The 23857-nt window shown below is 55.6% G+C and carries 24 protein-coding genes; 8 read left to right on the plus strand and 16 right to left on the minus strand.

From position 1 onward, the window contains the following. Nucleotides 1-43 precede the first annotated feature (43 nt). Entirely contained in the window at nt 44-214 is a 171-nt protein-coding gene (locus tag B4A77_RS11835) for a hypothetical protein (RefSeq protein ID WP_173366904.1), read from the minus strand. Nucleotides 215-300: 86 nt separating this feature from the next. Here B4A77_RS11835 and B4A77_RS11840 point away from each other — a divergent pair, with 86 nt between their 5' ends. Both B4A77_RS11840 and B4A77_RS11845 read left to right on the plus strand, forming a co-directional pair. After that, complete coding sequence (locus B4A77_RS11840; RefSeq protein WP_290730376.1) at nt 301-954, plus strand: MBL fold metallo-hydrolase; 654 nt, start codon at nt 301-303, stop codon at nt 952-954. Between the two features lie 105 nt (nt 955-1059). Beyond that, nucleotides 1060-2166 (plus strand): acyltransferase family protein, encoded by a 1107-nt coding sequence (locus B4A77_RS11845; protein WP_173382067.1) that lies wholly within the window; start codon nt 1060-1062, stop codon nt 2164-2166. 25 nt (nt 2167-2191) lie between these two features. Here B4A77_RS11845 and B4A77_RS11850 read toward each other — a convergent pair whose 3' ends face one another. Together B4A77_RS11850 and pgk are read right to left on the minus strand one after the other, a co-directional pair. Further along, nucleotides 2192-2458, minus strand: coding sequence for a hypothetical protein (locus B4A77_RS11850; RefSeq protein WP_173366907.1), 267 nt, complete (start codon nt 2456-2458; stop codon nt 2192-2194). A gap of 366 nt (nt 2459-2824) precedes the next feature. Continuing rightward, nucleotides 2825-4081 (minus strand): phosphoglycerate kinase, encoded by a 1257-nt coding sequence (gene pgk, locus B4A77_RS11855; protein ID WP_073055898.1) that lies wholly within the window; start codon nt 4079-4081, stop codon nt 2825-2827. 195 nt (nt 4082-4276) lie between these two features. On the opposite strand from pgk, the gene B4A77_RS11860 reads away from it, so the two are divergent. Both B4A77_RS11860 and B4A77_RS11865 read left to right on the plus strand, forming a co-directional pair. Continuing rightward, nucleotides 4277-5341 carry a hypothetical protein gene (locus B4A77_RS11860; RefSeq protein WP_290740935.1) on the plus strand — a complete coding sequence of 355 codons (1065 nt, stop codon included), beginning with the start codon at nt 4277-4279 and terminating at the stop codon, nt 5339-5341. Next, nucleotides 5335-5700 (plus strand): dihydroneopterin aldolase, encoded by a 366-nt coding sequence (locus B4A77_RS11865; protein ID WP_290723606.1) that lies wholly within the window; start codon nt 5335-5337, stop codon nt 5698-5700. Before B4A77_RS11860 ends, B4A77_RS11865 begins: the two co-directional genes overlap by 7 nt. Before the next feature lie 2 nt (nt 5701-5702). Here the strand turns inward: B4A77_RS11865 and B4A77_RS11870 are convergent, their stop codons facing one another. Next, entirely contained in the window at nt 5703-7223 is a 1521-nt protein-coding gene (locus B4A77_RS11870; RefSeq protein ID WP_173366847.1) for a YifB family Mg chelatase-like AAA ATPase, read from the minus strand. A 10-nt stretch (nt 7224-7233) separates the two neighbouring features. Further along, nucleotides 7234-7557 (minus strand): SpoVG family protein, encoded by a 324-nt coding sequence (locus B4A77_RS11875; protein WP_290723610.1) that lies wholly within the window; start codon nt 7555-7557, stop codon nt 7234-7236. 189 nt (nt 7558-7746) lie between these two features. Here B4A77_RS11875 and B4A77_RS11880 point away from each other — a divergent pair, with 189 nt between their 5' ends. From B4A77_RS11880 to B4A77_RS11890, 3 genes are read left to right on the plus strand one after another with little or no spacing between them, the layout of a single operon-like run. Beyond that, nucleotides 7747-8298, plus strand: coding sequence for a carbohydrate-binding family 9-like protein (locus tag B4A77_RS11880; RefSeq protein WP_290731120.1), 552 nt, complete (start codon nt 7747-7749; stop codon nt 8296-8298). A gap of 50 nt (nt 8299-8348) precedes the next feature. Beyond that, the gene (locus B4A77_RS11885) at nt 8349-9641 is read left to right on the plus strand and encodes an aminotransferase class I/II-fold pyridoxal phosphate-dependent enzyme (RefSeq protein WP_290740974.1); all 1293 of its coding nucleotides are present in this window, start codon (nt 8349-8351) and stop codon (nt 9639-9641) included. 33 nt (nt 9642-9674) lie between these two features. Continuing rightward, the gene (locus tag B4A77_RS11890) at nt 9675-10964 is read left to right on the plus strand and encodes a citrate synthase (RefSeq protein WP_072812425.1); all 1290 of its coding nucleotides are present in this window, start codon (nt 9675-9677) and stop codon (nt 10962-10964) included. Between the two features lie 86 nt (nt 10965-11050). Here B4A77_RS11890 and B4A77_RS11895 read toward each other — a convergent pair whose 3' ends face one another. The 3 genes from B4A77_RS11895 to B4A77_RS11905 are packed head-to-tail and all read right to left on the minus strand — an operon-like array spanning nt 11051 to nt 15535. Then, nucleotides 11051-11389: a YkvA family protein gene (locus tag B4A77_RS11895; RefSeq protein ID WP_290740977.1), complete on the minus strand. Its 339-nt coding sequence runs from the start codon at nt 11387-11389 to the stop codon at nt 11051-11053. A gap of 3 nt (nt 11390-11392) precedes the next feature. Further along, nucleotides 11393-14350 (minus strand): glycoside hydrolase family 44 protein, encoded by a 2958-nt coding sequence (locus B4A77_RS11900; protein WP_290740980.1) that lies wholly within the window; start codon nt 14348-14350, stop codon nt 11393-11395. Nucleotides 14351-14383: 33 nt separating this feature from the next. Then, nucleotides 14384-15535, minus strand: coding sequence for a tRNA dihydrouridine synthase (locus tag B4A77_RS11905; RefSeq protein WP_290740982.1), 1152 nt, complete (start codon nt 15533-15535; stop codon nt 14384-14386). 135 nt (nt 15536-15670) lie between these two features. Between B4A77_RS11905 and B4A77_RS11910 the strand changes: the two genes are divergently transcribed. Next, nucleotides 15671-16018: an HU family DNA-binding protein gene (locus tag B4A77_RS11910; protein ID WP_173382507.1), complete on the plus strand. Its 348-nt coding sequence runs from the start codon at nt 15671-15673 to the stop codon at nt 16016-16018. A gap of 51 nt (nt 16019-16069) precedes the next feature. Here the strand turns inward: B4A77_RS11910 and B4A77_RS11915 are convergent, their stop codons facing one another. The 8 genes from B4A77_RS11915 to B4A77_RS11950 all read right to left on the minus strand — a co-directional run bounded on the left by B4A77_RS11915 (nt 16070) and on the right by B4A77_RS11950 (nt 23727). Next, on the minus strand, nt 16070-16774 hold the full coding sequence (locus B4A77_RS11915) for a pseudouridine synthase (protein ID WP_290731141.1): 705 nt from the start codon (nt 16772-16774) through the stop codon (nt 16070-16072). Continuing rightward, nucleotides 16774-17721 carry a hypothetical protein gene (locus tag B4A77_RS11920; protein WP_173382505.1) on the minus strand — a complete coding sequence of 316 codons (948 nt, stop codon included), beginning with the start codon at nt 17719-17721 and terminating at the stop codon, nt 16774-16776. Before B4A77_RS11920 ends, B4A77_RS11915 begins: the two co-directional genes overlap by 1 nt. Further along, nucleotides 17721-18299 carry an MlaC/ttg2D family ABC transporter substrate-binding protein gene (locus B4A77_RS11925; RefSeq protein ID WP_173366575.1) on the minus strand — a complete coding sequence of 193 codons (579 nt, stop codon included), beginning with the start codon at nt 18297-18299 and terminating at the stop codon, nt 17721-17723. Before B4A77_RS11925 ends, B4A77_RS11920 begins: the two co-directional genes overlap by 1 nt. Nucleotides 18300-18308: 9 nt before the next feature. Then, nucleotides 18309-19673, minus strand: a complete 1365-nt coding sequence (locus B4A77_RS11930; protein ID WP_290731146.1) for a TolC family protein — start codon at nt 19671-19673, stop codon at nt 18309-18311. A gap of 74 nt (nt 19674-19747) precedes the next feature. Beyond that, nucleotides 19748-20449: a lytic transglycosylase domain-containing protein gene (locus B4A77_RS11935; RefSeq protein WP_173366573.1), complete on the minus strand. Its 702-nt coding sequence runs from the start codon at nt 20447-20449 to the stop codon at nt 19748-19750. Beyond that, nucleotides 20439-21128 carry a hypothetical protein gene (locus B4A77_RS11940; RefSeq protein ID WP_290731149.1) on the minus strand — a complete coding sequence of 230 codons (690 nt, stop codon included), beginning with the start codon at nt 21126-21128 and terminating at the stop codon, nt 20439-20441. Before B4A77_RS11940 ends, B4A77_RS11935 begins: the two co-directional genes overlap by 11 nt. Before the next feature lie 3 nt (nt 21129-21131). Continuing rightward, nucleotides 21132-22985: an alpha-amylase/4-alpha-glucanotransferase domain-containing protein gene (locus B4A77_RS11945; RefSeq protein ID WP_290731152.1), complete on the minus strand. Its 1854-nt coding sequence runs from the start codon at nt 22983-22985 to the stop codon at nt 21132-21134. A 109-nt stretch (nt 22986-23094) separates the two neighbouring features. Next, the gene (locus B4A77_RS11950; protein ID WP_290740985.1) at nt 23095-23727 is read right to left on the minus strand and encodes a hypothetical protein; all 633 of its coding nucleotides are present in this window, start codon (nt 23725-23727) and stop codon (nt 23095-23097) included. Between the last annotated feature and the right edge of the window lie 130 nt (nt 23728-23857).

Here is a 23857-nt window from a genome sequence, read left to right on the forward strand (position 1 = left end):
AATAAACTAATATTCTCCGACCGTTATGCGCGGTCGGATTTTTTTATCCCTTGGCCTTCGCCTTGGGAATGCGCGGCATTTTCGCCGTATGGTGTCGCACGACGGCACCCGAATGATGAATCGGCAAGGGCTTTTCGTCACGAATAACCTCGCCCGTGCGGGCAAGGCCGTCTGACTTTAACTGACCGGTCAAAAGATTAGGATTGATCGCCATAGGTCCTCTCCAAAAACGTGAGTCTAATCAAGATAATTAAATTTTTTCAGTTGTCAAGTGTCCTGTCCGATTTTACATTTTATCTTATGCGTATCAAGCAATTTGTATTCAATCCCTTCGGCGTAAACGGCTTTGTGCTCAGCAATGACGCGGGCGATGCCATCCTGATAGACCCGAGCGTGTCGAACGAACGTGAAGAGGACGCCCTAGCAAGCTACATCGAGCAGAGCAAACTCACGGTAAAGCACCTTTTCAACACGCACCTGCACCTGGACCACGTGCTGGGCAATGCGTTTGTCGCCCGCAAGTACGGCGTGCAGCCCGAGGCTCACGAAGAAGACGCATTCATGCTGGATTTGCAAGAAGAACAGAGCGAGATGTTCGGACTCCCGCTGCGTGAACCTTCGCCCGGGCTCGGCAACTACCTTGCCGAGGGCGATGCCGTCGGGGTGCCGGAAATAGAATTGCAGGTCATCCACGTGGCTGGCCACTCCCCCGGCGGCATCGCGTTTTTTTGCGAAAAACCGGGCGAAGTGAACGGTCAGAAGGCACCACCGCTCCTGTTCCCCGGAGACATCATCTTCGCAGGAAGCCGCGGCCGCAGCGACCTATTCGGCGGCGACGACGATGCACTTGTAAGCGGGATTAAGAACAAACTTCTTTCACTCCCGAAAGAGACGGTGGTGTTCCCCGGACACGGGCCCATGACGACGATCGGGGATGAGAGAAGGTGGTATTAAAGCAGATCCCCGCCTTCTCCTCAAAGAGGATAACTCTACTATGGCAACAAGTTGCCAAGTATCGTATAGCGGGGATGACAAATGCGGGGATGGTGAGCACGAAGCATGAGTGACAAGGCGACGGCAAGAATTGGGTGGATTGACGAATTCAAGGGATTCGTGTTGCTGCTCGTGTGCCTTTATCACGTGGAACAGTCGTTTCCGCAGGCGCAAATGGGAATGCTGCACCTGAGCGCACTCCGCATGTCGGCCTTCTTCTTTATTTCGGGAATGCTGTTCAGCACGCGGCGCTTCGGCAATTTCAAGGCTTACTTTATCCACAAGACGCACGTCCTGCTCGTCCCCTACATTTTGCTTTCGCTCCTGTTCCTCGCGCTAGACCCGGTACTCTACAATTTCGACCTTTTCCCGAAGGCGCCGCGCATGACGGTGATGAACATCCGGCCCGAAATCGCGACTGTGTGGAACTACATCTACTGGAACCTCGCGAAAATCTTCGTAGCAGGCAAATCTTCCATCGGGTCGGGGCCGCTCTGGTTCGTGTTCACGCTGTACTCGGTAAGTTTACTGTTTTATGGGGTGCAAAAAATTGTACCGAGAAGATTCATCTTCTTTGTTTCGCTGGCAAGTCTTGCGGGTGGCTGGCTCCTGTATGTCAACCACATCCGCCTGCCGCTCGGAATAGAGCGCGACCTGACCGTACTGTTCTTCTTTGCAAACGGCTGGCTATGTAAGGGAATGTTGAAAGAAAACACAAAAAAAATCTTGGCTCTCGTTGCAGCCACTATCGTCTCTTTCGCCGCCTACGCATACCTCGAAGTTCCCGACCCAGATTTCAGCATCATGAACAACGACCTCGGGAAAGACTTCCGCATTTTTGTTGCGAGTTCCTTCTTCGGCATCGCGGGCCTCATAGGCACTTTCGTTCTCGCCGACAAATTGCCGAACATCATCCCCGTCCGCATTGCCAAGGGAATTCTCCGCAACATCTCGCGTAACGCGCTCGTGATTCTCGCCGTCCACTGGTACACCCTGCTCGTGATGCGCCTGCTTTTCCGCGAAGCTTTCAACAAGCCAGGTGTCGCCTACCTTGCCATCCCCGTGGTCGCAACCGTGGTTATCGCAGCCATACCGCTATTCCGCTGCAAGCTCTACCGCCTGCTCGGCAAAGAGAAAATCGGCGTCCGCGAAAGTCTAAGCATCAAGGATTAGGGCCGCGCCGTCCGCACCACTAAAATCAGAGATAGCTCTTGTTCATGCGCGGGACCTCGGCCTCTTCCCGCTTCTTCGGAACAAACACCTTGATTGCATAGACATTCTGCTCCGTCTCCGCGACGATATCGCCTTCCTGCAGGTCTTCGTAGAGTTCCATTTCGATTTCAACACCATCGCGGGCAATGCAGCGCACCGACCGCGCCGTGAGTTCCTCTCGCAAGAGAGGAACATCTACAACCTTCTTGTAGGTGCCATGATGTGTCGTCCCGAGGATTCTGTTGCAAAACATGAGCCAAATATAAAATATATGCGAACGCAAATGTTCGCGCTTCACTCGTCTTACGAATTTTTTCAGTTGCGAGCAGAGCAAAAAAAGAAACTCTCGCGAGCACGAGAGTTTCTATATAATTCAATTTTTTGCGCAAGCGCAAAATTCTAGGCTCGGAAATGCGAACGCAAGCGTTCGCGCTTCACTCGCCTTACGAATTTTTTCAGTTGCGAGCAGAGCAAAAAAAAAGAATCTCGACTTTCATCGAGATTCACAAAATCCAATTTTTTCTTAGAGGCGAGTGAGACAAGGCGGAGGGACCGAAGCTGTATAAGACATACAGCGAGGGTCCCGACAACGCAGTATCGCGAAGCCTATAAGGGAAAATTACTTATCCGTGAGGAATGCGACGCCCGGAAGAACCTTGCCTTCCAGGAGTTCGAGGGAAGCGCCACCACCCGTAGAGGTGTGGGTCACCTTCTTGTCTGCGCCGTACTTCTTGGCAGCCGTAGCGGTATCGCCACCACCGATCACGGTGATTGCGCCGGCAGCGGTAGCTTCGACGATAGCGTCGGCCATAGCCTTGGTAGCCTTTTCGAATGCTTCGAATTCGAACACGCCTGCAGGGCCGTTCCAGACGATGGTCTTAGCGGACTTGATTGCGTTCACGAAGAGCTTGGTGGATTCAGCGCCCACATCGAGGCCCATCCAACCAGCCGGAATGCCTTCAGCGTCAGAGACAGCCTTAGTAGCAGCGTCGGCAGCGAACTTGTCGGCAGCGATGTAGTCAACCGGGAGGATGATTTCCTTGCCGGCAGCCTTGGCCTTGGCCATCAGATCCGGAACGAGCTTGGCGCCTTCTTCGTCAAACAGAGAAGAACCGATTTCGATGTTGTTCAGAACCTTCTTGAAGGTGAATGCCATGCCACCGCCGATGATGATCTTGTCGGCCTTGTCGAGGAGGTTGTTGATGAGCTGGATCTTGTCAGCGACCTTTGCACCGCCGAGGATGGCGAGGAACGGACGCGGAGGATTGTTGAGCACCTGGTCGAATGCCTTGAGTTCCTTGTTCATGAGGAAACCGGCAGCGCGCTGCGGCAGTTCAACACCAGTCATGGAGGAGTGGTCGCGGTGAGCGGTACCGAAAGCGTCGTTCACGTAGACGTCAGCGAGCTTGGTGAGGCTTGCACGGAAGGCCTTCACGGCTTCCTTGTCGGCCTTTTCCTTAGTTTCGGTGCCATCGGCGTTCTTGATCTTGCGCTTGCCTTCTTCTTCGATGTGGAAGCGGAGGTTTTCGAGGAGGATGATTTCACCCGGCTTGATAGCGGCGCAGGCGGCTTCGACTTCCGGACCCACGCAGTCGGAGAGGAACTTCACCGGCTTCTTGATGAGTTCTTCGAGCTTCTTGGCAACCGGGGCGAGCGTGTACTTCATGTTCTTTTCGCCATTCGGGCGTCCCAGGTGGGAAGCGAGCACGACGGCTGCACCGTGATCGAGAGCGTACTGGATGGTCGGGAGGGCGGCTTCGATACGCTTGGTGTTGGTGATTTCGCCAGTCACCTTGTCCTGCGGAACGTTGAAGTCAACACGGATGAACACGCGCTTGCCGGCGAGTTCGAGATCTTCGATAGAGAGCTTTGCCATTATGGATTCCTCTTTTAGGGTTAAAATTTACGGGCTAAAAAGTAGAATTTTTCATGCAGGAATACCATATAAATGACAAGAAAGATTGTTCTACGTCATAAAACGGGGTTAAAATACTCAAAAAACCTTATTTTTTTTAACATCTGGCTTTTTTTTTATATATTTCTCCAAAAAGAGTCTGAATCGGAGATTAAGATGAAGATGAAGCGTCTGTTTATTGTGGCACTCTGCCTTTCCGTTGCATCGGCTTTCGCCGGGCCCTATGACATTGAAGAATTTACAGCGACCGATGCCGGAAGCCCCGACAACTATATTACAGCCGAATTCGGCGGCCAGCTCAAGACCGCTCCGGCAGACGAGGTCAGCTCCCTCCAGGAAGGCCGTCTCGTCGTCCGTCAGAAGTTTACAGACCCGTTTGGCGAGCAGCCCACCGCCTACCAGCTCTACCAGGGAGGCAAAGGCAACCTTTCCTCGATAGCCGCCCTGAAGGCCGACGGCGTTGACTACTCCAAGCTCGTCACGGCCAAGTTCTACGCCCGCCGCGGCATGCCTGCCGAAGAAGATGTCGAGACCGTCTACTTCGATGGCAAGTCCGTCTTTATCCCGGGCTACTCCACCGCTTTCGCCTTCATCGACGGCGCCTCCGTGCAACTGACCGGCTCCGCTCCCGCCGAAGAACCTCCTTCCGCAAAGCCCGCCGTGGCCTCCAGCGAAGAAGAGGAATGCGACGAATACGATCCGGACTGCGAAGAAGAAGACGAAGATGAGGATGTCGATGTCACCGGCGATCTCGACGAATCCAACGCCAAGGCCGACGCCCGCGACTATGCCATCAGCGACGCTTCCGAAAACGCCACCGACCGTTTCGGTATCGCCGACGAAGTCCGCTTCTGGACTGCCATCGGTCTTTCCGCATTGGCAGCCACCGGCGCCGTTATCGGCGTGCTGCAGCACATGGAAGCGAACAAGGCCGGCAGCGCCTACGACGACCTCAGCGGCCTTCATGACAAGATTATGAACGGCGACGGCGAAGGTTTCCAGGGCATCAATAACGCCTGCCAGACAAACGACAATCCGGAAGCTTGCGTCATCGCGATGAAGCAGTATGCCGATTTCGGTATTCCCTACACGGTTAACGAACTCGAAAAGCGCATAGAAACCAACAAGAACACCCGCGATTCCTACGCATTCGCCCGTAACCTCTGGTTTGGCTTCACCGCAGTCTCCCTGACGGCAGCCATCGTGCTCTTCGTATGGTAATCGAAACCGGGAAAATTTCACTAAAAGACATTAAGTTCTGCTGTATCCTCGGCACCCTCCCAAGCGAGAGGGTAAGGGAACAGCCTGTTGTCCTGAACGTATCCGTATGGCTGGATTTTTCGCTGGCCGCCCAAAATGACGACCTGGTCCATTCCATAGACTACGCCCGGCTTTCGGACGATTTAAAGAAATTCATCCAGGACTCCCAGTTCCAGCTCGAAGAGACGCTAGTCCTCGAAACGGCGAAACATATCCTGGAAAACTACCCCAAGGCCCAGATGGCCGAAGTTTCCATCTGCAAGCCGCAGGCTATCCCGGACTGTGCAGGGGCAGAATCGACCATCCGCATCCGCCGATAAGGCTATCCCATAGTCCTATAGCGCAGGGCCTCGGCGAGATCCGCAATCTCCACATCGGGAGCCTGCCTCAAATCAGCAATCGTGCGCGCCACCTTCAGGAGCCTGAAGAATCCTCTCGCGCTCAGGTTCATCTTGTCCGACGAAGCGACAGCGAAACGCTCGGTCTCGCTCGACATGTTCGCGAACTTGCGAGCGCACTCCGATGTCATTTCGGAATTCGACTTGAACGGCAGTCCCTCGAACCTGCGACGTTGCACAGCTCGCGCGGCACAGACCCTGCGACGGATGTCGGCAGAACTTTCGCGGCCGCCGCCATCCACAAGCGATCGCGAATCCATGGGAGGCACGCTCACCTGGATATCGATACGGTCCAACAGCGGTCCCGATATCTTTTCGCGGTAGCGCTTGCGGGCATCGGGCAGGCACGTGCAGGCGCGTCGCGGATCCATGGCGAATCCGCAGGGGCAGGGGTTCATCGCGGCTCCCATCATGAACCGAGCAGGCCAAACGACCGTGCCGCTTGCCCGGCTCACCGAGATAAAGCCGTCTTCCATCGGCTCACGCAGAGCTTCCAGCACGCAGCGGTTGAACTCCGGGAGTTCGTCCAAAAAGAGAACCCCGTTATGCGCAAGGCTAGCCTCCCCGGGCAACAGCCTCGAACCGCCGCCCACGAGCGACACCATCGACGCGCTATGGTGCGGGGTCCTGAAAGGCCGCGACCGCACCGGGCGAAACGAGAACGCATCCCCCGCGCGACTCGCACAGGAATGGATGCGGGTCGTCTCCAGAACTTCCTCGTCCGTCATGTCCGGCAGTATTCCCGGCAAGCACCGGGCGCAGAGCGTCTTGCCCGCGCCCGGCGAACCGACCAGCAAAAAATTGTGGGCGCCCGCCGCGGCAACTTCCAGGGCACGCTTCACCCCCTCCATCCCAACCACATTGGCAAAATCGGGGACGCACCCCTGTACCGAGACATCCCGTTTCAACCCCTCGGCAATCTGGACTTTCCCCGATTTTCCCTCCAGAAAATCAACACACTCCTTCAGCGTCGAGACGCTCACATAGCGAAGACCTTCCACCAGCGCGGCCTCTTCCGCATTCGCATGCGGAACGACCAAGACGCTAGAACCGTCCTTGGGCAAACTCATCGCGATGGACAGAACTCCCCTCACTGGCTTCAACAACCCATCTAAAGAAAGTTCACCCACAAAGACAAAGCGTTCCAGGTTCCGGATTTCGATCTCTCCAGTCGAATCCAGCATCCCTATCGCCAGTGGAAGGTCGAGTGCACTCCCCTCCTTCCGCAGATCCGCCGGTGACAAGTTCACGGTCGTCCTAAACCCGGTCACGACCTTCCCGATAGACCTCACCGCCGACACGACGCGCTCCCGCGACTCGCGCACGGCATTGTCGGGAAGCCCGACAAGGGTGAACCCCGGTAAACCCTGGGAAGAATCTACTTCGACACTAACGGGAACAGCCTTTATCCCGAACAGGCAATACGAACGAATTCTGCGGAACAAGATACACCCACTAAGCTACTGCCGCCTGGAATTTTTCGAGCACGCAATTTTCGATATGCTCGCGGAGCTGGCGAGAAATCGGCGTGCAGACCGTCTTGTACTCCTCGCCCTTGAAGAACGGGTCAATCGGGTAGGACACGAACAGACCGTTCACGCCATCCATCACGCGAAGCCCGCGAATTTCAATCTGGTCGTTGAGGACAATGGTCGCAATCGCCTTCATGTGCCCGAGGCTCACGCCATCGCGGAACGGATAGACAAGGACCTGCGTCACGGCAAGACAATCGAATGCCGTCGACACGTTCACCACTTTTTCTTTTTTTTCTTCTGCCATAAGGCCTCCTGTAATTTGTATGAAACCCGCACCGGAAAACTCACTTTGCTCCGGACCTTCACGGGCGCCCTATAAGTGCAAAAAGCATGCCAATTCCAGAAACAGCGTTTTTGAGCAAAAAACGGCATTTCCCCATTTTTTTAGTCAGTGACTAAAGTGATTAATCAGTGATTTAATTATCTTGGAGGCATGCTGCTTCAACCGAACATGAACTGGGAAAAGAACCAGGGGATCGCCCTCCCCACCGTACTTGCCGAACTGACCGTCTCCCCCGACGCCATCCGAGTCGACTTTACCGTCGAGGAACCGCTCGACTGCTTCAGGGCAGACGTCATGGAGAACGGCGGACCCTGCTGGGAAGACTCCTGTGTCGAGATTTTTCTGCAGAATCCACGCAACTCTAGCGAATACTTCAACTTCGAGACGACCAGCCGCGGATTCATCCTCGCCGCACGTGGACAGGGACGCGAAAACAGGACCAAGCTCGACGATTCTGAAATCGGGACCATCAAGCGCACGAAGCAACTTGCGAGCGTCGTCGGGGACTTCATCAGCTGGGGTATGAGCGTCACCCTCCCCGCGGCCCTGTTCGGGATTGATTCGTTCGAAGGGATGCGCCTTCGCGGCAACCTCTACAAGTGCGCCGACAAGGCAAAGACCCCCCATTACCTCAGCGCCTTCCCAATCGACACCGAGAGGCCGGATTTCCACCGTCCCGAGTTTTTCAGGGATTTAAATTAGACCTCCATTTTACTATCTTTGGCCTCGGAATTTTTAACAGGACCAAGGTCATGAGCTACAATCCTCTCGCCGAACAGGCAAACGCGGAACTCTCCGCAAACGGCTGCAACGTTCTCTCCATGCTTTCCGAAAGGGGCAAGGCAATCTTCTTCCCGCGCAAGGGCATCCTGGGCCAGGGCGCCGAAGCCAAGGGCTCCGAAATCAACGCGACCATCGGCACCGCCCTCGAAGACGACGGGAGCCCGCTCGTGCTCGACTGCGTGCTCAAGAGCCTGAACCTCCCCAAGCAGGCGTTCCTGTACGCCCCGAGTTTCGGCAACCCCGACCTCCGCAAGGCCTGGAAGGAACAGATTGTCCGCAAGAACCCGAGCCTCGCAGGCAAGCAGTTCAGCAACCCGGTCGTGACCTGTGCTTTGACCCACGCCATCAGCTGCGCGGGCTACATGTTCCTGGACGCCGGTGACGAAGTCATCATCCCGGACCTCTACTGGGACAACTACGAACTCGTGTTCGTGAACAGCTGCGGCGCGAAGATCAAGACGTTCAACACCTTCAAGGACGGCGGGTTCGATACCGAAGCCCTCAAGGCCGCCCTCGCCGAAAGCAAGAGCCAGAAGAAAGTCGTGCTCCTGAACTTCCCGAACAACCCGACCGGCTACACCGCCACCGAGAAGGAAGCCGTCGAAATCGCGAAGATTCTCACCGACTGCGCCGCCGCGGGCAACAAGGTCGTGGCCCTGCTCGACGACGCCTACTTCGGACTCGTGTACGAGGAAGGCGTGACCAAGGAATCCCTGTTCGTGAAGCTGCTCGAAGCCAACGAGAACCTGCTCGCCGTCAAGCTCGACGGCCCCACCAAGGAAGACTACGTCTGGGGCTTCCGCGTCGGGTTCATGACCTTCGGTTTCAAGGGCGCCACCGAAGCCCAGCTCAAGGCCCTCGAGGACAAGGCCGCCGGTACGGTCCGTGGCAACATCTCTAACGCCCCGAGCATCAGCCAGAAGATCCTGCTCGCCGCCTTCCAGAGCCCAGAATACCTGCAGCAGAAACAGGAAAAGTACAACACGCTCAAGAAGCGCTTCGACATCATCAAGAACGAACTCGCTGCCCACCCGGAATACAAGGAAGCCTTCGAGCCCATGCCGTGCAACAGCGGTTACTTTATGTGCATCAAGCCGAAGGGCGTGGATGCCGAGGAACTCCGCCAGAAGCTCATCAAGGACTACAGCACGGGCACCATCATGCTTTCGGGCCTTATCCGCATCGCATTCAGCGCCGTCCCGACCGAAAAACTCGGCAAGCTGTTCGAAAATATTTATAATTGCATTTTGAAGATGAAATAATTGGCGGTTGAAACCCGCCCCTCCGGAGGATAAATGTCCGAAAAGGCAACACTGAACTATAATGGCAAGAGCTACGAACTAAGCGTGGTGGAAGGTTCCGAGGGCGAACACGGCCTCGACATCAGCACGCTGCGCAAGGATTCCGGGCTTGTCACGCTGGATTACGGCTACCTGAACACGGGCAGCACCAAGAGCGCCATTACGTTTGTTGACGGCGAAAAGGGCATCCTCCGCTACCGAGGCTACTCCATCGAGGACCTTGCCGAGAAGGCCACCTTCCCCGAGACCGCATGGCTCCTGATTTACGGAGAACTCCCCACGCAGGAACAGCTCGGGCACTTCCGCACACTCCTTACCGAGAATGCGCTTTTGCACGAGAACCTGCTGCACTTCTTCCGCGAAATGCCGCCGAGCGCGCACCCGATGGGCATCCTCAGTTCCATCGTGAACGCCGTGGGCCTCTTTACCCCGCGCTTCTACGACGACGAAAACATCGCGAGCGCCTTCGAGCTCACTACCGCGGGCCTTATTTCCAAGATCCGCACCATCGCCGCCTTCGCCTACAAGGCAAGCATCGGCGAACCGTTCGTGTACCCCGAAGCGGAACGCAGCTACTGCAGCAACTTCCTCAACATGATGTTCAGCAGCAAGGCCCGCCCCTACCACCCGGACCCGATCATGGAACGCGCGCTCAACACGCTCCTGATTGTGCATGCCGACCACGAGCAGAACTGCTCCACCTCGACCGTGCGTATGGTGGGCAGCTCGCAGGCGAACCTCTACGCGAGTATCTGTGCAGGCATCTGCGCCCTGTGGGGCCCGCTCCACGGCGGTGCGAACCAGGCCGTGCTCGAAACGCTCCTGCGCATCCAGCAGAGCGGCATGACCATCGAGCAGGTGATGGACAAGGCCAAGGACAAGAAGGACCCGTTCCGCCTTTCCGGATTCGGCCACCGCGTGTACAAGAGCTACGACCCGCGCGCCAAGGTGCTCAAGAAACTCATGTACCAAGTGTTCGAGCGCGAACACGTGCACGACCCGCTCCTGGATATCGCCATCAAGCTCGAAGAAGCCGCCCTGAAGGACGACTACTTCATCGCGCGCAAGCTCTACCCGAACGTGGACTTCTACTCGGGTATCCTCTACCGCGCCATGGGCATCCCGACGAACATGCTCACCGTGATGTTCGCCATCGGGCGACTCCCCGGCTGGATCGCCCACTGGAAGGAAATGCACGACGACCCGAATTCCAAGATCAACCGTCCGCGCCAGATTTACACTGGCTACACGGAACGGCCCTGGATCGATAGGGACAAGCGATAAACAATAGGCTCGCCAGCCCTGCAGACCACTTTAAAGCAAAACGAGCGGACGACAATTATTGTCGTTCGCTTTTTGTATAAGATTTCTTACTTCACCACCAACGCCACAATCGCGGCAATCAAACCACCGAGTAGCAACGCAGCAATCACGACGGCGATGACCATGAACCACTTGGCGTATTTCAGGATTTTCACCATGGCGGAATTCTGGTCTTTCGTGAACTGCTGCACGGCATTCATTGTCGCGGTCACGAGGAAGCCGACATCATCGAGCCAGCCCACTACGGGGATTGCATCGGGCACCAAGTCGATGGGCGATGCCGTGTACAAAAGCGACATGATGACGAAGAATACGGCGAGCCCCTTCTGCATGGGCGAGGCGCCGTTCAATTCCTTCACATCGTGTACTTCGGGTTCTTTATCCATATCTTACCTCAGTCTCCTCAGCCCGCGCGGCATCGGGATTTCTTCGCCCTCTTCGCCGAGCAGGTAGATGTTGTCAAGGCTGATGTAGCCCATGCCGCTATGGCGTGCGCGGAAGGCGAAGTTCTTGATTTTGGTCGGGTCGAGCTGCGGGATGGTCTTGCCCCAGCCTTCCTGCTTCATGTTTTCCCAGATGAGCGTGTCGCGCACCCACGAACCGCGGGTGTTCTTGAGGCGAACCATGAACTCGTCGTAGTCTTCCACCTGGCTGCTCGCAATCTGCACTTCGAAGTAGCCGTCGGGATTGTTGTGGTTCGTCGCGTAGTCGAACACGATACCCACCGACTTCTTGACTTCTTCGGGAATCACATAGTAGGCACCCGCGAAGTTCGGCCAGCTCTGCGTAGGCGGCTGCTCGATAACAAAGTCGTGACGGATGAACCCGCCATGCGGAGGAGCACCGTTGAACACCTTTGCGCCGATAGTTGTCGCATTATCGCCGTTCGCGACCGGGTACCAGTCCACCGCATCGAGCCCGTTGTCAAAGTTCTGCATGACCATCGTCGTACGGTAGGCGCCACGCACGCGGAACGGGATGTTGAGTACAGCAACCTTCCCGCCAAGCCCCCGTACAACAACGCGGAGTTCCCGCGGGGCGGAATACATCTCGGGCGGAATCGGGATTTTTACGTTGAAGCTCTCGATGGACGCATTCCACTTGCCGTCATCGGGAACGGCGGACACCTCGATCATGCCGCGCTTGCCCCAGTTGCCCACGCTCACGGAGCCGTTCGTAAGCTGGCCGTTTTCCTGCACCGCCGTCACGAACAGGTCGAGCGTGTCGCCCGCAAGGAGCACCTTCTTTTCGAGGGATGCGGAAATGATTTGCGGGGTCGCCGCATCCTCCTTCGTCGCCTTGTCAAGCCCGACGACCTTCGGGTTGATGCGCACCACGGCAAGCCCGAACGCGGGAATCGTGATATCCTTCGACTTGCTCGGGTTTATACGGCGCCCGCTCGGGCCCATTTTCGGGTACGGGAAGGCATCCTGCCTAGTCCCTACCCACTTGAATTGCTCGGCGCCAAAGATATCCACCTCGGTACGCACCAGGTCGCCCTTGCCCACTTCGGTACTCCCGGTAGCGGCAACGCTTGCGCGGTCCACCTGCACCACCTGCGGGACTTCGGACAAGTTCACAAGCATCACACGCACGGAATCGCCCTTGCCAATCGCATACGCCTCCACGTCGGGGCTCATGCTCGAAACCGGCAACACGGCAAAGCCGTCTTCCAGGAACTGTTTGTACGTCATATACATGCCGTAATATTCCGCAGTCGGTTCCAGCGACTTCCAGTAGTTCCAGGAACCTTCCTTCAACAGCGCCGTCATGCTGATGGTACCCCAGGTATCGTCCGGGCCCTTGAACAGGTTGCCGAACGCATCCCACGGGAGCACCTGCAGGCGGTTACCAAAACGCATCGCGTGCTGGGCAAAGATGCTCGCCACCGCGGTCGCCTGCGGGTAATCCATAAGCAAACTAAATCCCTGCACGCACGTGCTGAATTCCGAGAGGAACACGCGGCGTTCACCTTCGAGGTGGCGCTTCATCCACACGTCGAGCGTATCCATGTTCGGGCCCACGTCAAGCATCGCCTTGAGCATCTCGGCAGGCTTCGGCTCGTTGGGAGTCCAGTACGGGTAATTGTGCAGGTCCACCACATCGAGGTAGCGCTTGCCATCCTTCTTTTCGGCCTCACCCACAATGCGCAGGAATTCTTCCATCCAGTACTTGCCATCGAGCAGGCCCGCGCCCTTCTGCTGCATCTTGTGCGTGCTGAACAGCGGACCATGCAAGATAATCGTAGAATCCACGGCCTTCATCGCGCGGGCGTATTCCAGGTAACGTGCCGCATAATGCCTTGCCGAAATCGGGCCCGATTCTTCCCACTCGCCGTCAAGTTCGTTACCGATTTGCCACTGCTTGATGTTACAGTCCTTTACTTTATTCGCATAGCGCACCCAGGCTGCCGCTTCCTTCGAGGTTCCCGTGCCCGCGTTCACGCAAATCACGGCCTGTGCGTTCGGGAGCGTCTTGATATACTTCATGAACTCCTCGAAATCCCACTTGATGTCGGTCCAGTCCGTGCGGGCCTTGTCGCCATTGCGCGTAGACATCGCGTAGAACTTGTAGTTGTTGCCCTCGAGCAAGTCACTCTCGCCGCTATAGAGTTTCATCTCGCGAATCTGCACGCCCTTGCTCGGCAGATCGGGAGTCTTGAAGCGGATGGCCACATAACGTGTCCTGATCTGTGCGAACTTGTACTTGGTCGTCTCAGAGTTCACGCGCACCACAGATTCCGTCTTCAACTTGTTCTCGAGCGCCTGGTGCACGCCCGGATATTCGGCATAGTCCTCGGTCCAGTACGCAAACTCGAACGCCTTCGGGCGCAGTTCACCCCAGTCAATCTGCAGCGAATCGAGATTCATCTTCTCCGGAAATTCCACCACTATCCAGGGCGGGTCCACCGGGTCGAGGATTTCGCCCCACCACATCGTTTCCTTCTTGCCGTCGGCAAGGTGGCTCCTGCGAACAAAGCCGTAGTTGTCCTTCGTCGTACCGCGGTAAATCGTCTCGCCCAAGAATCCGCGCGCCCACTTCGTAGTATCCGCTGTCCAGAGCCCGGTGCTATCGTAGCTGCCGATTCCGTTCCAGTGATAATCGTTCGAAAGGCTCCCGTTCGGGAAGCGGAACAGCGTGTAGCCGCCATCCACGAGCGCACTGGTCATATCGTAGTAACGGCTGGGCGGGTTCCAAATCGCAAGGTCCGCCGCCATCATGTTCTGCTTGTCGATAACGACGCCCGGATGCAGGTCGTCAACAATCACCGCGTTCTGCGCGGCAAGGGCAGTTCCAACACCAGCGAGTACAGAAAGCGCACCCGCGAACAAAGGGGAAATATTCATAGAAACCTCACCTTGTAAATATAATATAGGCGGCTAACGGCCCTTGAACTGGTCGCCGAACTTGAGTTCAGTTTCCTTGGCGCCGTTCAGGTTCACGAGACGGCCGGGGTCGAACACCAAGCCCTTCGCGAGGCCATCCTTGAGGGACTGCGCACGGTCCAAGAGTTCGGCTGCGCAACTGCTCGAAAGGAGCGCCTGGCGCACCTGCATCGCGACATCGTCTTCGCTCCCACAGAATCCCTTGCAGAGCCTTGCGGCGAGCTGCTTGAGCCGGCCTTCGGCGCCCTTGTCGGTGCTGCCGTCCTCAATCTTGAAACCGTAGTAAAGCTTGAACACGTCGAGCGCCTCGCCCGCGGTTATCACGCGCTTCGGCTTGCCTTCCCAGGCGTCGGCAATCTGCCCGAAAATCCAGGGGTTGTGCATGGCGCCGCGCCCGATGGCCACGCCGGACACGCCATAACTTTCAATTCGTTCGCGGGCAACTTCCACGCTGTTCACGTCGCCGTTCCCGATTACGGGAATCTTCGCGGCTGCGGCGACCTTCCCTATCCAGTCCCAATCGGCGAGGCCGTTATAGCCCTGCAGGCGGGTGCGGCCGTGCACCGTAAGCATTTCAACGCCCTCGCCTTCAGCAATCCGGAGCGTCTCCAGCACGTTGATGCTCTCAGAGTCCCAGCCGATACGGCACTTGAGCGTGAGGGGCATATCCACCCCGCAACCGTCCAGCGCGGCACGCACGTCGTGCAAAATCTCCTGCAGGCGGGGCAGGTCACGCAACAGGCCCGAGCCGCTGCCCTTGCCCGCCACCTTCGGCGCCGGACACCCCGCATTCACCTCGATGTAGTCGGGCTTGAGCGCCACCGCAATCTTCCGGGCGGCATCCGCCATCTTGTCGGGGAAACGCCCGAAAAACTGCACCCCGAAAGGCCTCTCCTCCGGGAAAAACCTGAGCTGCTTGTGGCCTTCCAGGTTGAACACCGCATCGCCGTCCGTGGGCACGAACTCCGACACCAGGAGCCCCATGCGGTCACCCGAAAGCACGCGACACAGCCTGCGGAAGGGCGCGTCCGTCACCCCGTCCATCGGTGAGAGTATCGTGTTCGGGAACACTTCCAGATTCCGCAACCGGAAAGTTGTCCGCGACGGCTTTTCGACCTTTTCCAAATTTTCAACATCTTTCAACATTTTAGCAACAATTATCCACACATTGTCCGCAACGAGAGCCCGAAAAAATTATTTAATTTTCAGCCAAGGTATACGCTAACTCTTTGTTAAACTTATATTTATGACGTAAAAAATCTATTAACCCCACACTGAACCGTGCCAAACGTTACAAAACAATCGCTAATTCAAGAAATCGCCAAGTCCACTGGATTTGTGCGCAACGACATCAAGACCGTCATCGAACAGTTCCTTGACCTTGTCGGCGAGAAACTTATCGAGGGCAACACCATCGAAATCCGCGGATTCGGCACGTTTGCGTGCAAGCCGCGCAAGGCCCGCCCCGCAAGGAACCCGCGCACCGGCGAGACCGTCCAGATCGAAGAACGCATGGTCCCCACGTTCAAGTTCAGTAACGACATCAAGGACAAGATTAACTCGCTCGAAGGCATCCTTGGAGAATCGGCAACCGAACCCGAAGAAGCCGAGGCCAAGATCGAAATTTAATTCTCGCTCAAGACTATACGCAAAGCCGACGCACAAGCGCCGGCTTTACTTTTACATTAATGAGGCTATCTCGGCGTCACTTAAAAAGCGCCACCCACCCTTGCCGAGCGTCGCATCCAGCTGCAGGGGGCCGATTGAGATGCGTTCCAGCGTCTCCACGTGGTTCCCTACGGCTGCGAACATGCGGCGGACCTGGTGGTAGAGTCCCTCGCCAATGGCTATCACCACGGAGCCCTCCTCGCGAACGATTTCACGGGCAAGCACGGGTCTACGTTCGTCCTTGAGCATCACGCCCGCAAGGAGCTCCTTCTCCTGCGCATCCGTAAATTCACGAGCAAGCGTCACGCGGTAACGCTTGAGACAGCCCTTCTTGGGGCTCTCGACGCGGTGGATGAAGTCGCCCTGGTTGCTCAGGAGCAAAAGGCCTTCCGAATCCGCATCAAGCCTTCCCACCGTCTGGATTCCCATGGCAGAGAACCTATCCGGCAACAGAGAATATACTGACTGGTGGTCGCGCGGATTGTGGCTGCATTCCACATCCACGGGCTTGTGGAGCATCACGTACAACTTTTCTACGGTCGGGACATCCTCGCCATTCACCATGATACTCTCGGGACGTGAGGCAAACTCCATAAACGGGTCGTCGAGCACCTCGCCATCCAGTTCGACAAGTCCCATACGCACAAGCGCACGGGCCTCCTTGCGGCTTCCGAAGCCGATGCTAGCAAGCAGGCGGTCCAAGGTCAAAGCGGGCATCAATCCTCCACCATAAAAGCGACTATCTTGTTGCGGATATATCCGAGTTCCGGCAGTTCCCCCGTCTTAAGCACACGGGCGCGACGGCGCCAGAACGAAACAAAGAGAATTCCGCCGTAGACGGCCACAAGGAACAGCCAAAAGAAAATGCGGCAGAAGTTGGTCGAAGCGCAAATTTTCCCCGCCGCACGCAGTTCACGGTTACGTTCCCAGTCCATCCGAAAATCCCAGGCTTCCAGGTAAGGAAAACCCTTCGCAACCGCATTTGCGGCGGCTCCATAACCCATCGAAGTATAGTCCCCGCGAATTCCTTCGACATAGCAGTCCACGAACTTGATGTCGAGTAGTCGGAGGCTTTCCGCAATAATATTTTTGAGGTAACGGAAGGCACGACCGTCCAGATCCGGCGTAAGCAGAATCGTCCAGAACTCCTTGTCCGTAAGCTTGCGCTTTTCCTCTTTCTCCGCGGCAGGCTCTTCATCGGGCTTCCCGGATTCCCTGGCCTCAGGTTCTGCTGGATTCGCCTTGATTTTTTCCTCGGTTTGTTGTTTAGGCTCCGCTTCTACAGGCCCTGGCACGGCTGGTTCAGCCGGTTCTATCTTGAGGGGCTTTGCCTCTGACGGCTCGGGTCCAGAAGTTTTTTCTTCGGCAGGTTTCGATTCTACCGGAGCCGGTTTCTTCTCGACGACCGGCGCAGGGGCAGTATCTACAAACTCCGGCACGGCGGCGTCGGAATCACCCGAAGCGTCGACATCGAAAGCCTCTTCGCCATCCTTGTGCTTTCGCTTCTTCTCGCCGCTCCACAGCCGCTTTCCCAGAAAGAAAAACTCGGCACGTCCGCCGCGTTCGTTCGCATCGAAGTCAACCCTGAACTTGAGAGGGAAAAACAGGACAACCAGCGCGATGACGCAGACGACAACCAGCAGCCAGAAGAAGAATCCGCCCATTACTTTTCGGCTTCGTCAGCCTTCTTGCTAATGATGTCGATGAGTTCGGCAAAGCTCTTGGTCTTCAAGATCTGGCCGAACTGTTCCTTGTAGTTGCGTGCGGTCGAAAGGTCGTCGATGACCAGGTCCCAAGCCTTCCAGTTGCCGTTCACGAGGCTCATCTTGTACTCAAGCACGGATTCCTTGCCCTTGTTCCAGAGGTGGGCCGTCACGCGGGCCTCGTCCGTTCCCTTCATCTTCGCAGGTTCATAGACGGTGGAATCGGCACGGTAGAGTTCAAGACGCTTTGCGCTGGAATTGCGTACCATGCGCTGGAACTCCGCGACAAACTTTTCCTGCGAGGCGGCATCCTGCTTGTCCCAGTCGCCCTTCGCAAGCGACTTCTTAGCAAGGAGCGCAAAGTCGAACGAATCGTTCAGCAACGACTTCACGCGTTCCATTTCCTTCGCGTTCCTGCTAGACTTTTTAAGGAGCGTCTGAAGTTCGGCGTCCTTTTTCTTGATTGCAGCCACGGGATCATCGGCAGCGAAAGCAAGAACCGATGCGAGCGAGAGCAACACAAACATCTTCCTAATCATACACATCTCCTATTTTTCCATGAATTCTTTATGAAAATCCGCAAGCGACATCCCCATCTTGGATATCAGGGACGCAAACTCGATATTATACTTGCACACGGCGAAGTAATAATCCTTCTGCAAAGATACATTCTGCGTGTAGGCAGAGACAAGGTCACCCGTCTTGGACTTGTCCAAATCATACTGCATGGCGGCCCCTTTCAGGATTGCTTCCGACGCCCGCAGGCTCTCCTTGATGGCATCAAGCTTGTCCTTCGCAGCAACCACCTGGTAATACTGCTCCACAGCCTTCGCGACAAGGCCATCGGCCGCATAGTGCTCCTTCATCTGCAATCCGCGGTATTCCGTGCGCGCCTCGCGGAAATTGGACCAGTCTTTCCAGAAGTTCAGGCGGTAGCGCAAACCGACCCCAATAAGCCCCGAAAGCTTGTTGACGGCATCTTCGGCAAAGGCGTTCTTCACCATGACCTTGCGGTTGCCCGCCCAGCTCTTCACGTATTCAAACTGGCCCATGATAAAGAACTCCGGAGCAAGCCTAGCCTCGGCCAAGTCCATCTGCAGCCTCCGCGCCGAAAGTCCCGCCGCAAGCTGCTTGAGTTCCGGATGGAACAGCACCGTATAATTCTGCACCTCTTCCAGCGTCGGAAGCGGTTCCGGGCGCGGCGCAAGGCATGTATCTTCGGCAACAAAGACGTCTCCCTCGGAAAGCCCCAGCGAGAACCTTATCGCGAGCTGCACGCGTTTCATTCCCAGATCCGCATCCGTAACGCCCTCCTTCACCGAATGGAGCTGCGCTTTCAGCTTCAGGAGGTCCATCTGCGAAACGTTCGGGTCATCGTCATCCAGCGCCTCCTCGAGCTGTTCGTAGGCCTTGTCCACCTGCTTCTGAGCATCGGACGCAATCCGCTGCATTTCCTTTGCAAGGAGGTAGTTGTAGTAATACGACTGAAGTTCGACGTCCTTCTTGTTGACCTGGCTTTCAATGGAGTACTGCTTTTGCTGGACATCCGCCTCCAGAGCCTTTTTCCCAGAGCGATACTGTCCAAAGTTCAGCGGTTGAATAAACTTGCCCTCGACACCCCAGAACGGGCCCATCTTCGAAAAGTCATAGACATCGATAGTATCGCCCCAGTTGTCTATGGCTTCCTTCAAGCCAGGTGCGGGCCCAACCATCATCGCGATATTGAATGTCGGGAGGATTACCTCGGAAGTGAGCGCGGAAAGCTTTTCCTTCTTGGCCTGCACACCGAATCTGGTTTCGGCAAGCTGGGGATCATTGGCAAGCCCCTTTTCCACAAAGCGCATACAGTCATAGCGGACCTCTCCCGAAAAGGCAAAGGTCGCCACCAAAAGGACTGCCACGATGCGGAACATAATATAAATCTAGCAAAAACATGACAGGAAAGCCCGTCAGCGGTCGCCAAATTACCTCCGTTGGTCAGGAGATTCTACTTGCCGCCATCTGCAAGAAAATCGATGCGCGAAAGATTCCAGTATTTCGCCATCACGTTCTCGTAATAGCCCGTGGGAAGCGGACGGTTCTGTTCCTGCATCCTGTCAACTGCCGAATGCCCGATATTGTAGGCAACGAGCGCATCTTTCCAGTTTCCGTACTTCGCGATAAGGCGAATGAGATAGGCGGTTCCCACAATCACGTTCACTTCGGGTTTCATCAGGTCTTCGGTCGTCTCGATATTGAGACCAAAGCGACGCCCCATCTTCTGTGCCGTTTCCAGCTTGATCTGCATAAGTCCAAGCGCCCCCGAAAAGGCCCCCGACTGCATGCGTCCGCGGGCGTTCGGGTTGCCGTGGCTTTCTTGCGCAACGACCGCCAGAATGAGCAGAGGATCCGTCGAATACGAATGCGCATTTTTCCAGATGAGTTCCGTGAGTTCCGCGCGGGTTTCCGGGGAAATGCGTCCCTTCGAAAGGTATGCGAGCGCCTTGTCGATTTTTACATACTCGATGGTCCAGCGACCCCATGTTTCAAGCTGTTCCAAATCCCCGCGGAGTTCCATTTCCTCGGTGACAAGTTCTGTCATCTGGTTTCGCCGGACGAGCCAAAAATTCGTAAACACGAGAATCGTCACGAACGCGACGGCAAACAGGACAAGCACCATCGGGCCAGAAACCCGGACACTATTTTTCACGGCGCGAGTTCTCCAGGTATTCCAGATACGTCACCCAGTCCTGGATAATGCCAAAGGAACTGAGCATAGTCGTATCCTGTACCACGCCAAGCTTGCGGAGCGGACCTATAGAAGATTCCAGCCTGTCAATTTCGCGGACATAGCGTTCCTTCTGCGCCTGAAGCGCTATAATCTGCGCCTGCTTATCGGCAATCTCACGACCCTGCGCCGCTACGATTAAGAACAGCGTAATCGCCCAGCCCACAATTAAAAGAGCACCCGCAATGGCGACACTCGGGCTCAACCTGATTCCCGTCTTGACCGCATAATGGATTCCAATCTGTTGCAGTTGCTTCGACATGCCCGAATCCTTGTAGGCACTCCTGCTCGGGAATATCTCGAAGATGTTGCGATACTTCGCAAAGTATTCATCCAGTTCCTCGCTGTCGAAGATCAGGACCAGCTTGGAGTTCTGAGCCTGGAGCTTATTCAAAAGTTCAAGGAACAGGTCAAGATAATCGTTCACCTTGAAATGCGCATGCGAAAGGTTCAGGAAGAAAAAGCAACCGGGGCCATCCGCAAGCATGTCAATCTTCTCGCGGACTGCCGGAAGCTGAAAAGCGCCCAACGAACCGGACAGCGTAATTTCCACGTCTTCTCCGTAATCTTCGACCTGTATGTCAATCAAGTCAGAGCGCACCGTCTACCTCCCCGATACCGACACGGAAATGCCGAACTTCTTTTCGTCCATAACGGTAAGCGCCGTCCGCCAGAACGGATATATACGCAAGCCCTGATAAACCTCGGGGGCCGCTGACGACGAGGCCCCGAATACAGGACCGACAAAAACGGATGCGGGCGAATCGAACTTCATCGTCACGACGCAACCCTGAGCGAAATCCTGAATCTTCATTTCCTTCGCTTCCGGATAGACCAACGGATTCTCGCCATCCCACTTCAAGTCAAAGCCATCGATAACAATCCTTCCGCCGGATTTTCCAAGCAAACCGAGTTCGAAAATGGTACCGAAAAAGCACTTTGAATCCATGTACGTGGAATTTGACAGCGTGTACTTTACGGAAATACTCGATGCACCAGGAGCAAGCACATAGTCCTTCTCGACACGGAATACGCCCTTCTTGCCGCCAACCGTAAATCCCTGCTCTTCCAGGAGCTGCACTTCGGCCCCCGACTCGCTGCGGCTAATCGTATAGTCGTAGGGATCCTTGAGCAGGTATTCGCGGAGGGAAAGCGCAAGCCCAATCTGAACCGGAGTCATGTCCACGTTCGGCAAGAGACAGTCAAGGAAGCCCAGGGAGGGTTCGCCGTCATCGCGCCACGCATTCAGCAGGTTCACTGCCGACGACTTGTGGCACAGCAGGCGCAGGACGCCACCGGCGCGATAGTCGAGCAGCGAAGACATGTTCGAATTTTCCATCCAAATCTGCTTTTCGCCGCGCAGCAAGAAATCGCATACTTCCACGCGGAGCCCCGAAAAAGACATCATCGAGTCTAGAGCCGAAGAAGCCGTAAGAAGATAACGGAAGCCCCATTTGCGGACATTCAAGCACCGCATCCCCTCCTCGTTTGCCAAGTCGCGGAAGAAAATCGGGGACATCGCGGGAATAAGCCTGTCGCAAAAGACTTCGAACTTTTCGTCAGAAAGCGAGTCACGCCCCCGACGGAAAAGCGAAAGGAAAAACTTCTGCAGCACGTTGACTTCGGGCCTGCGGATCAGCATCTCGCGACAGGTTTTCGCCGAGGCGGGAAGCCCGAGCTTGCGACCCGCCGACATGAGGTAGCTGAGCGAGCCTTCCGGTTCAAGCTGGTTCACCGTATAGCCCACAGGCCACGTTTGCACGTCGTTTGTTTCTACAAAATCAACAAGACGCTCGAAGAAAGCGACAATTTCGCTAGGTTCCGGGGGCAAATCCAAAAGAACGACAGCCGACTTCCCCTCTCGGCAGTAAGGCTCCGCAATTTTACGCCAGTTGAGATCGTCGTTCTCGATGGCACGCGAAAGCTCACCGGAAACAGGAACGATGCGCATCAGCGCTCCCTTGTCCTCAATAGTGAACCAACCGGATGTCGGAGTCGAACGTCCGAGAGCATCCTGGATTGCAGCCTCGCTCACCAGTGCATAGTCGAAACCCGATTTCGCGAGCACCGCCGTCATATCCATTTCCCAGACAAGCGAAGAATTGAAGTATCCCTGCGGCTCCATGTCGAAAAACTTCCTGAGAAGCGTGCAGTGCTGTTCCAACTGCAATCGTTGCACTTCTTCTGGGAATAGCGGAAGCATCGGATCGTAGAAGCCACCGCCCAGGAATTCGAGAAGACCTTCGCGGATACCATTCTTTATCTTGCCAAATGCAAGCGGTTTGGCCACCTTGCGAAGCATGCGAAGCGTCGGGCCATCCATGTAGACCGAACACTTCACCAATCCAGACGTAAGCAACACGTCAAGGCCGTCGAGCAAATTACGCGCAACGGCTTCAAGATCCTTGTAGGCTGTGGCGGGCGATAGCTGGAGAACAAAGGAAATTGTCGGCTTCATGTAGTGAAGAATAGAAATTTTAGTTGCCAGTTATTGGTCATTAGTCATTGGATACTAGCAACTGAGGGACTCGGGATGTTTATTGAGGGGCCTGGCATGATTGCTGCGGTTAAAAACCGAGTTGCACAAGCAGGCCGCCACCAGGTTCGCGCAGGTTTATCGCCGGCGCAACGCTGATTTTGTACCGATCTTTGTACTGTTCAGCCTTTTCCTTATAGCGTTTGCCTTGCTCCTTTTGCGCCGACGAGCCAGAAATATCTGAAGCACCCAACGAGAAAGTAACGGGAACTAAAGTTAGCAGCGTTGCTATGCCAAAAGTTCGCCCCGCTATAGCCGTTCCCAGGTGGTCATAGTCGACAATGAAAGTCAAGGTCACCCCTACAGCAACAGAGACCACCCCCAGGGCAATGGATTTCCAGCCACTTTCAAATCTTTCTGATGCGTATTTCTGACAGTTGTCGCTCCAGCCGCGATAAATATCTGCACTATCCGGGCTAGGGACGTTTCCGTACACTAGGGACAGGAGCGAATCCTGCGGAAGGTTCTTGTCTATCACGGAATCCTGTTTGAAAAATTCGGAACGGCAGCCCCGATCGACGACTATGAGTGAATGCGGATGCTCGCTACCCATGTTTATCACTCTGACAGTGTCCGCGGTCGCCATTCCATAAAAAACGGGGACGGCGAAGGACATTGCAGAAAAAGACAATAAAAGCAAAAGAATGTGTTTTAAGCTAGTCATTACGAAGAAAATAAAAAACACAAGCCGCTAACGCAATAATGCCTGTCAGCCAATTTTGCCCTTCGTCTAGAAAGGTTAGTAGCGCATGCAGGCGGCTAGCGGGCACAAAAAAAGCCCGCGGGAATGTGGC

Origin of the sequence: Fibrobacter sp. UBA3718, assembly GCF_002371935.1 — a bacterium.
GTDB lineage: Bacteria > Fibrobacterota > Fibrobacteria > Fibrobacterales > Fibrobacteraceae > Fibrobacter.

Coding starts and splice junctions, on each gene's coding strand:
- B4A77_RS11915 (WP_290731141.1), bottom strand. CDS start 16,774: ATGCCCGCTTTGACCTTGGACCGCCTGCTTGCTAGCATCGGCTTCGGA.
- B4A77_RS11840 (WP_290730376.1), top strand. CDS start 301: ATGCGTATCAAGCAATTTGTATTCAATCCCTTCGGCGTAAACGGCTTT.
- B4A77_RS11880 (WP_290731120.1), top strand. CDS start 7,747: ATGCTGCTTCAACCGAACATGAACTGGGAAAAGAACCAGGGGATCGCC.
- B4A77_RS11835 (WP_173366904.1), bottom strand. CDS start 214: ATGGCGATCAATCCTAATCTTTTGACCGGTCAGTTAAAGTCAGACGGC.
- B4A77_RS11890 (WP_072812425.1), top strand. CDS start 9,675: ATGTCCGAAAAGGCAACACTGAACTATAATGGCAAGAGCTACGAACTA.
- B4A77_RS11905 (WP_290740982.1), bottom strand. CDS start 15,535: ATGTTGAAAGATGTTGAAAATTTGGAAAAGGTCGAAAAGCCGTCGCGG.
- B4A77_RS11930 (WP_290731146.1), bottom strand. CDS start 19,673: ATGTTCCGCATCGTGGCAGTCCTTTTGGTGGCGACCTTTGCCTTTTCG.
- B4A77_RS11895 (WP_290740977.1), bottom strand. CDS start 11,389: ATGGATAAAGAACCCGAAGTACACGATGTGAAGGAATTGAACGGCGCC.
- B4A77_RS11850 (WP_173366907.1), bottom strand. CDS start 2,458: ATGTTTTGCAACAGAATCCTCGGGACGACACATCATGGCACCTACAAG.
- B4A77_RS11920 (WP_173382505.1), bottom strand. CDS start 17,721: ATGGGCGGATTCTTCTTCTGGCTGCTGGTTGTCGTCTGCGTCATCGCG.
- B4A77_RS11925 (WP_173366575.1), bottom strand. CDS start 18,299: ATGATTAGGAAGATGTTTGTGTTGCTCTCGCTCGCATCGGTTCTTGCT.
- B4A77_RS11885 (WP_290740974.1), top strand. CDS start 8,349: ATGAGCTACAATCCTCTCGCCGAACAGGCAAACGCGGAACTCTCCGCA.
- B4A77_RS11875 (WP_290723610.1), bottom strand. CDS start 7,557: ATGGCAGAAGAAAAAAAAGAAAAAGTGGTGAACGTGTCGACGGCATTC.
- B4A77_RS11900 (WP_290740980.1), bottom strand. CDS start 14,350: ATGAATATTTCCCCTTTGTTCGCGGGTGCGCTTTCTGTACTCGCTGGT.
- B4A77_RS11865 (WP_290723606.1), top strand. CDS start 5,335: ATGGTAATCGAAACCGGGAAAATTTCACTAAAAGACATTAAGTTCTGC.
- B4A77_RS11945 (WP_290731152.1), bottom strand. CDS start 22,985: ATGAAGCCGACAATTTCCTTTGTTCTCCAGCTATCGCCCGCCACAGCC.
- B4A77_RS11950 (WP_290740985.1), bottom strand. CDS start 23,727: ATGACTAGCTTAAAACACATTCTTTTGCTTTTATTGTCTTTTTCTGCA.
- B4A77_RS11845 (WP_173382067.1), top strand. CDS start 1,060: ATGAGTGACAAGGCGACGGCAAGAATTGGGTGGATTGACGAATTCAAG.
- B4A77_RS11860 (WP_290740935.1), top strand. CDS start 4,277: ATGAAGATGAAGCGTCTGTTTATTGTGGCACTCTGCCTTTCCGTTGCA.
- pgk (WP_073055898.1), bottom strand. CDS start 4,081: ATGGCAAAGCTCTCTATCGAAGATCTCGAACTCGCCGGCAAGCGCGTG.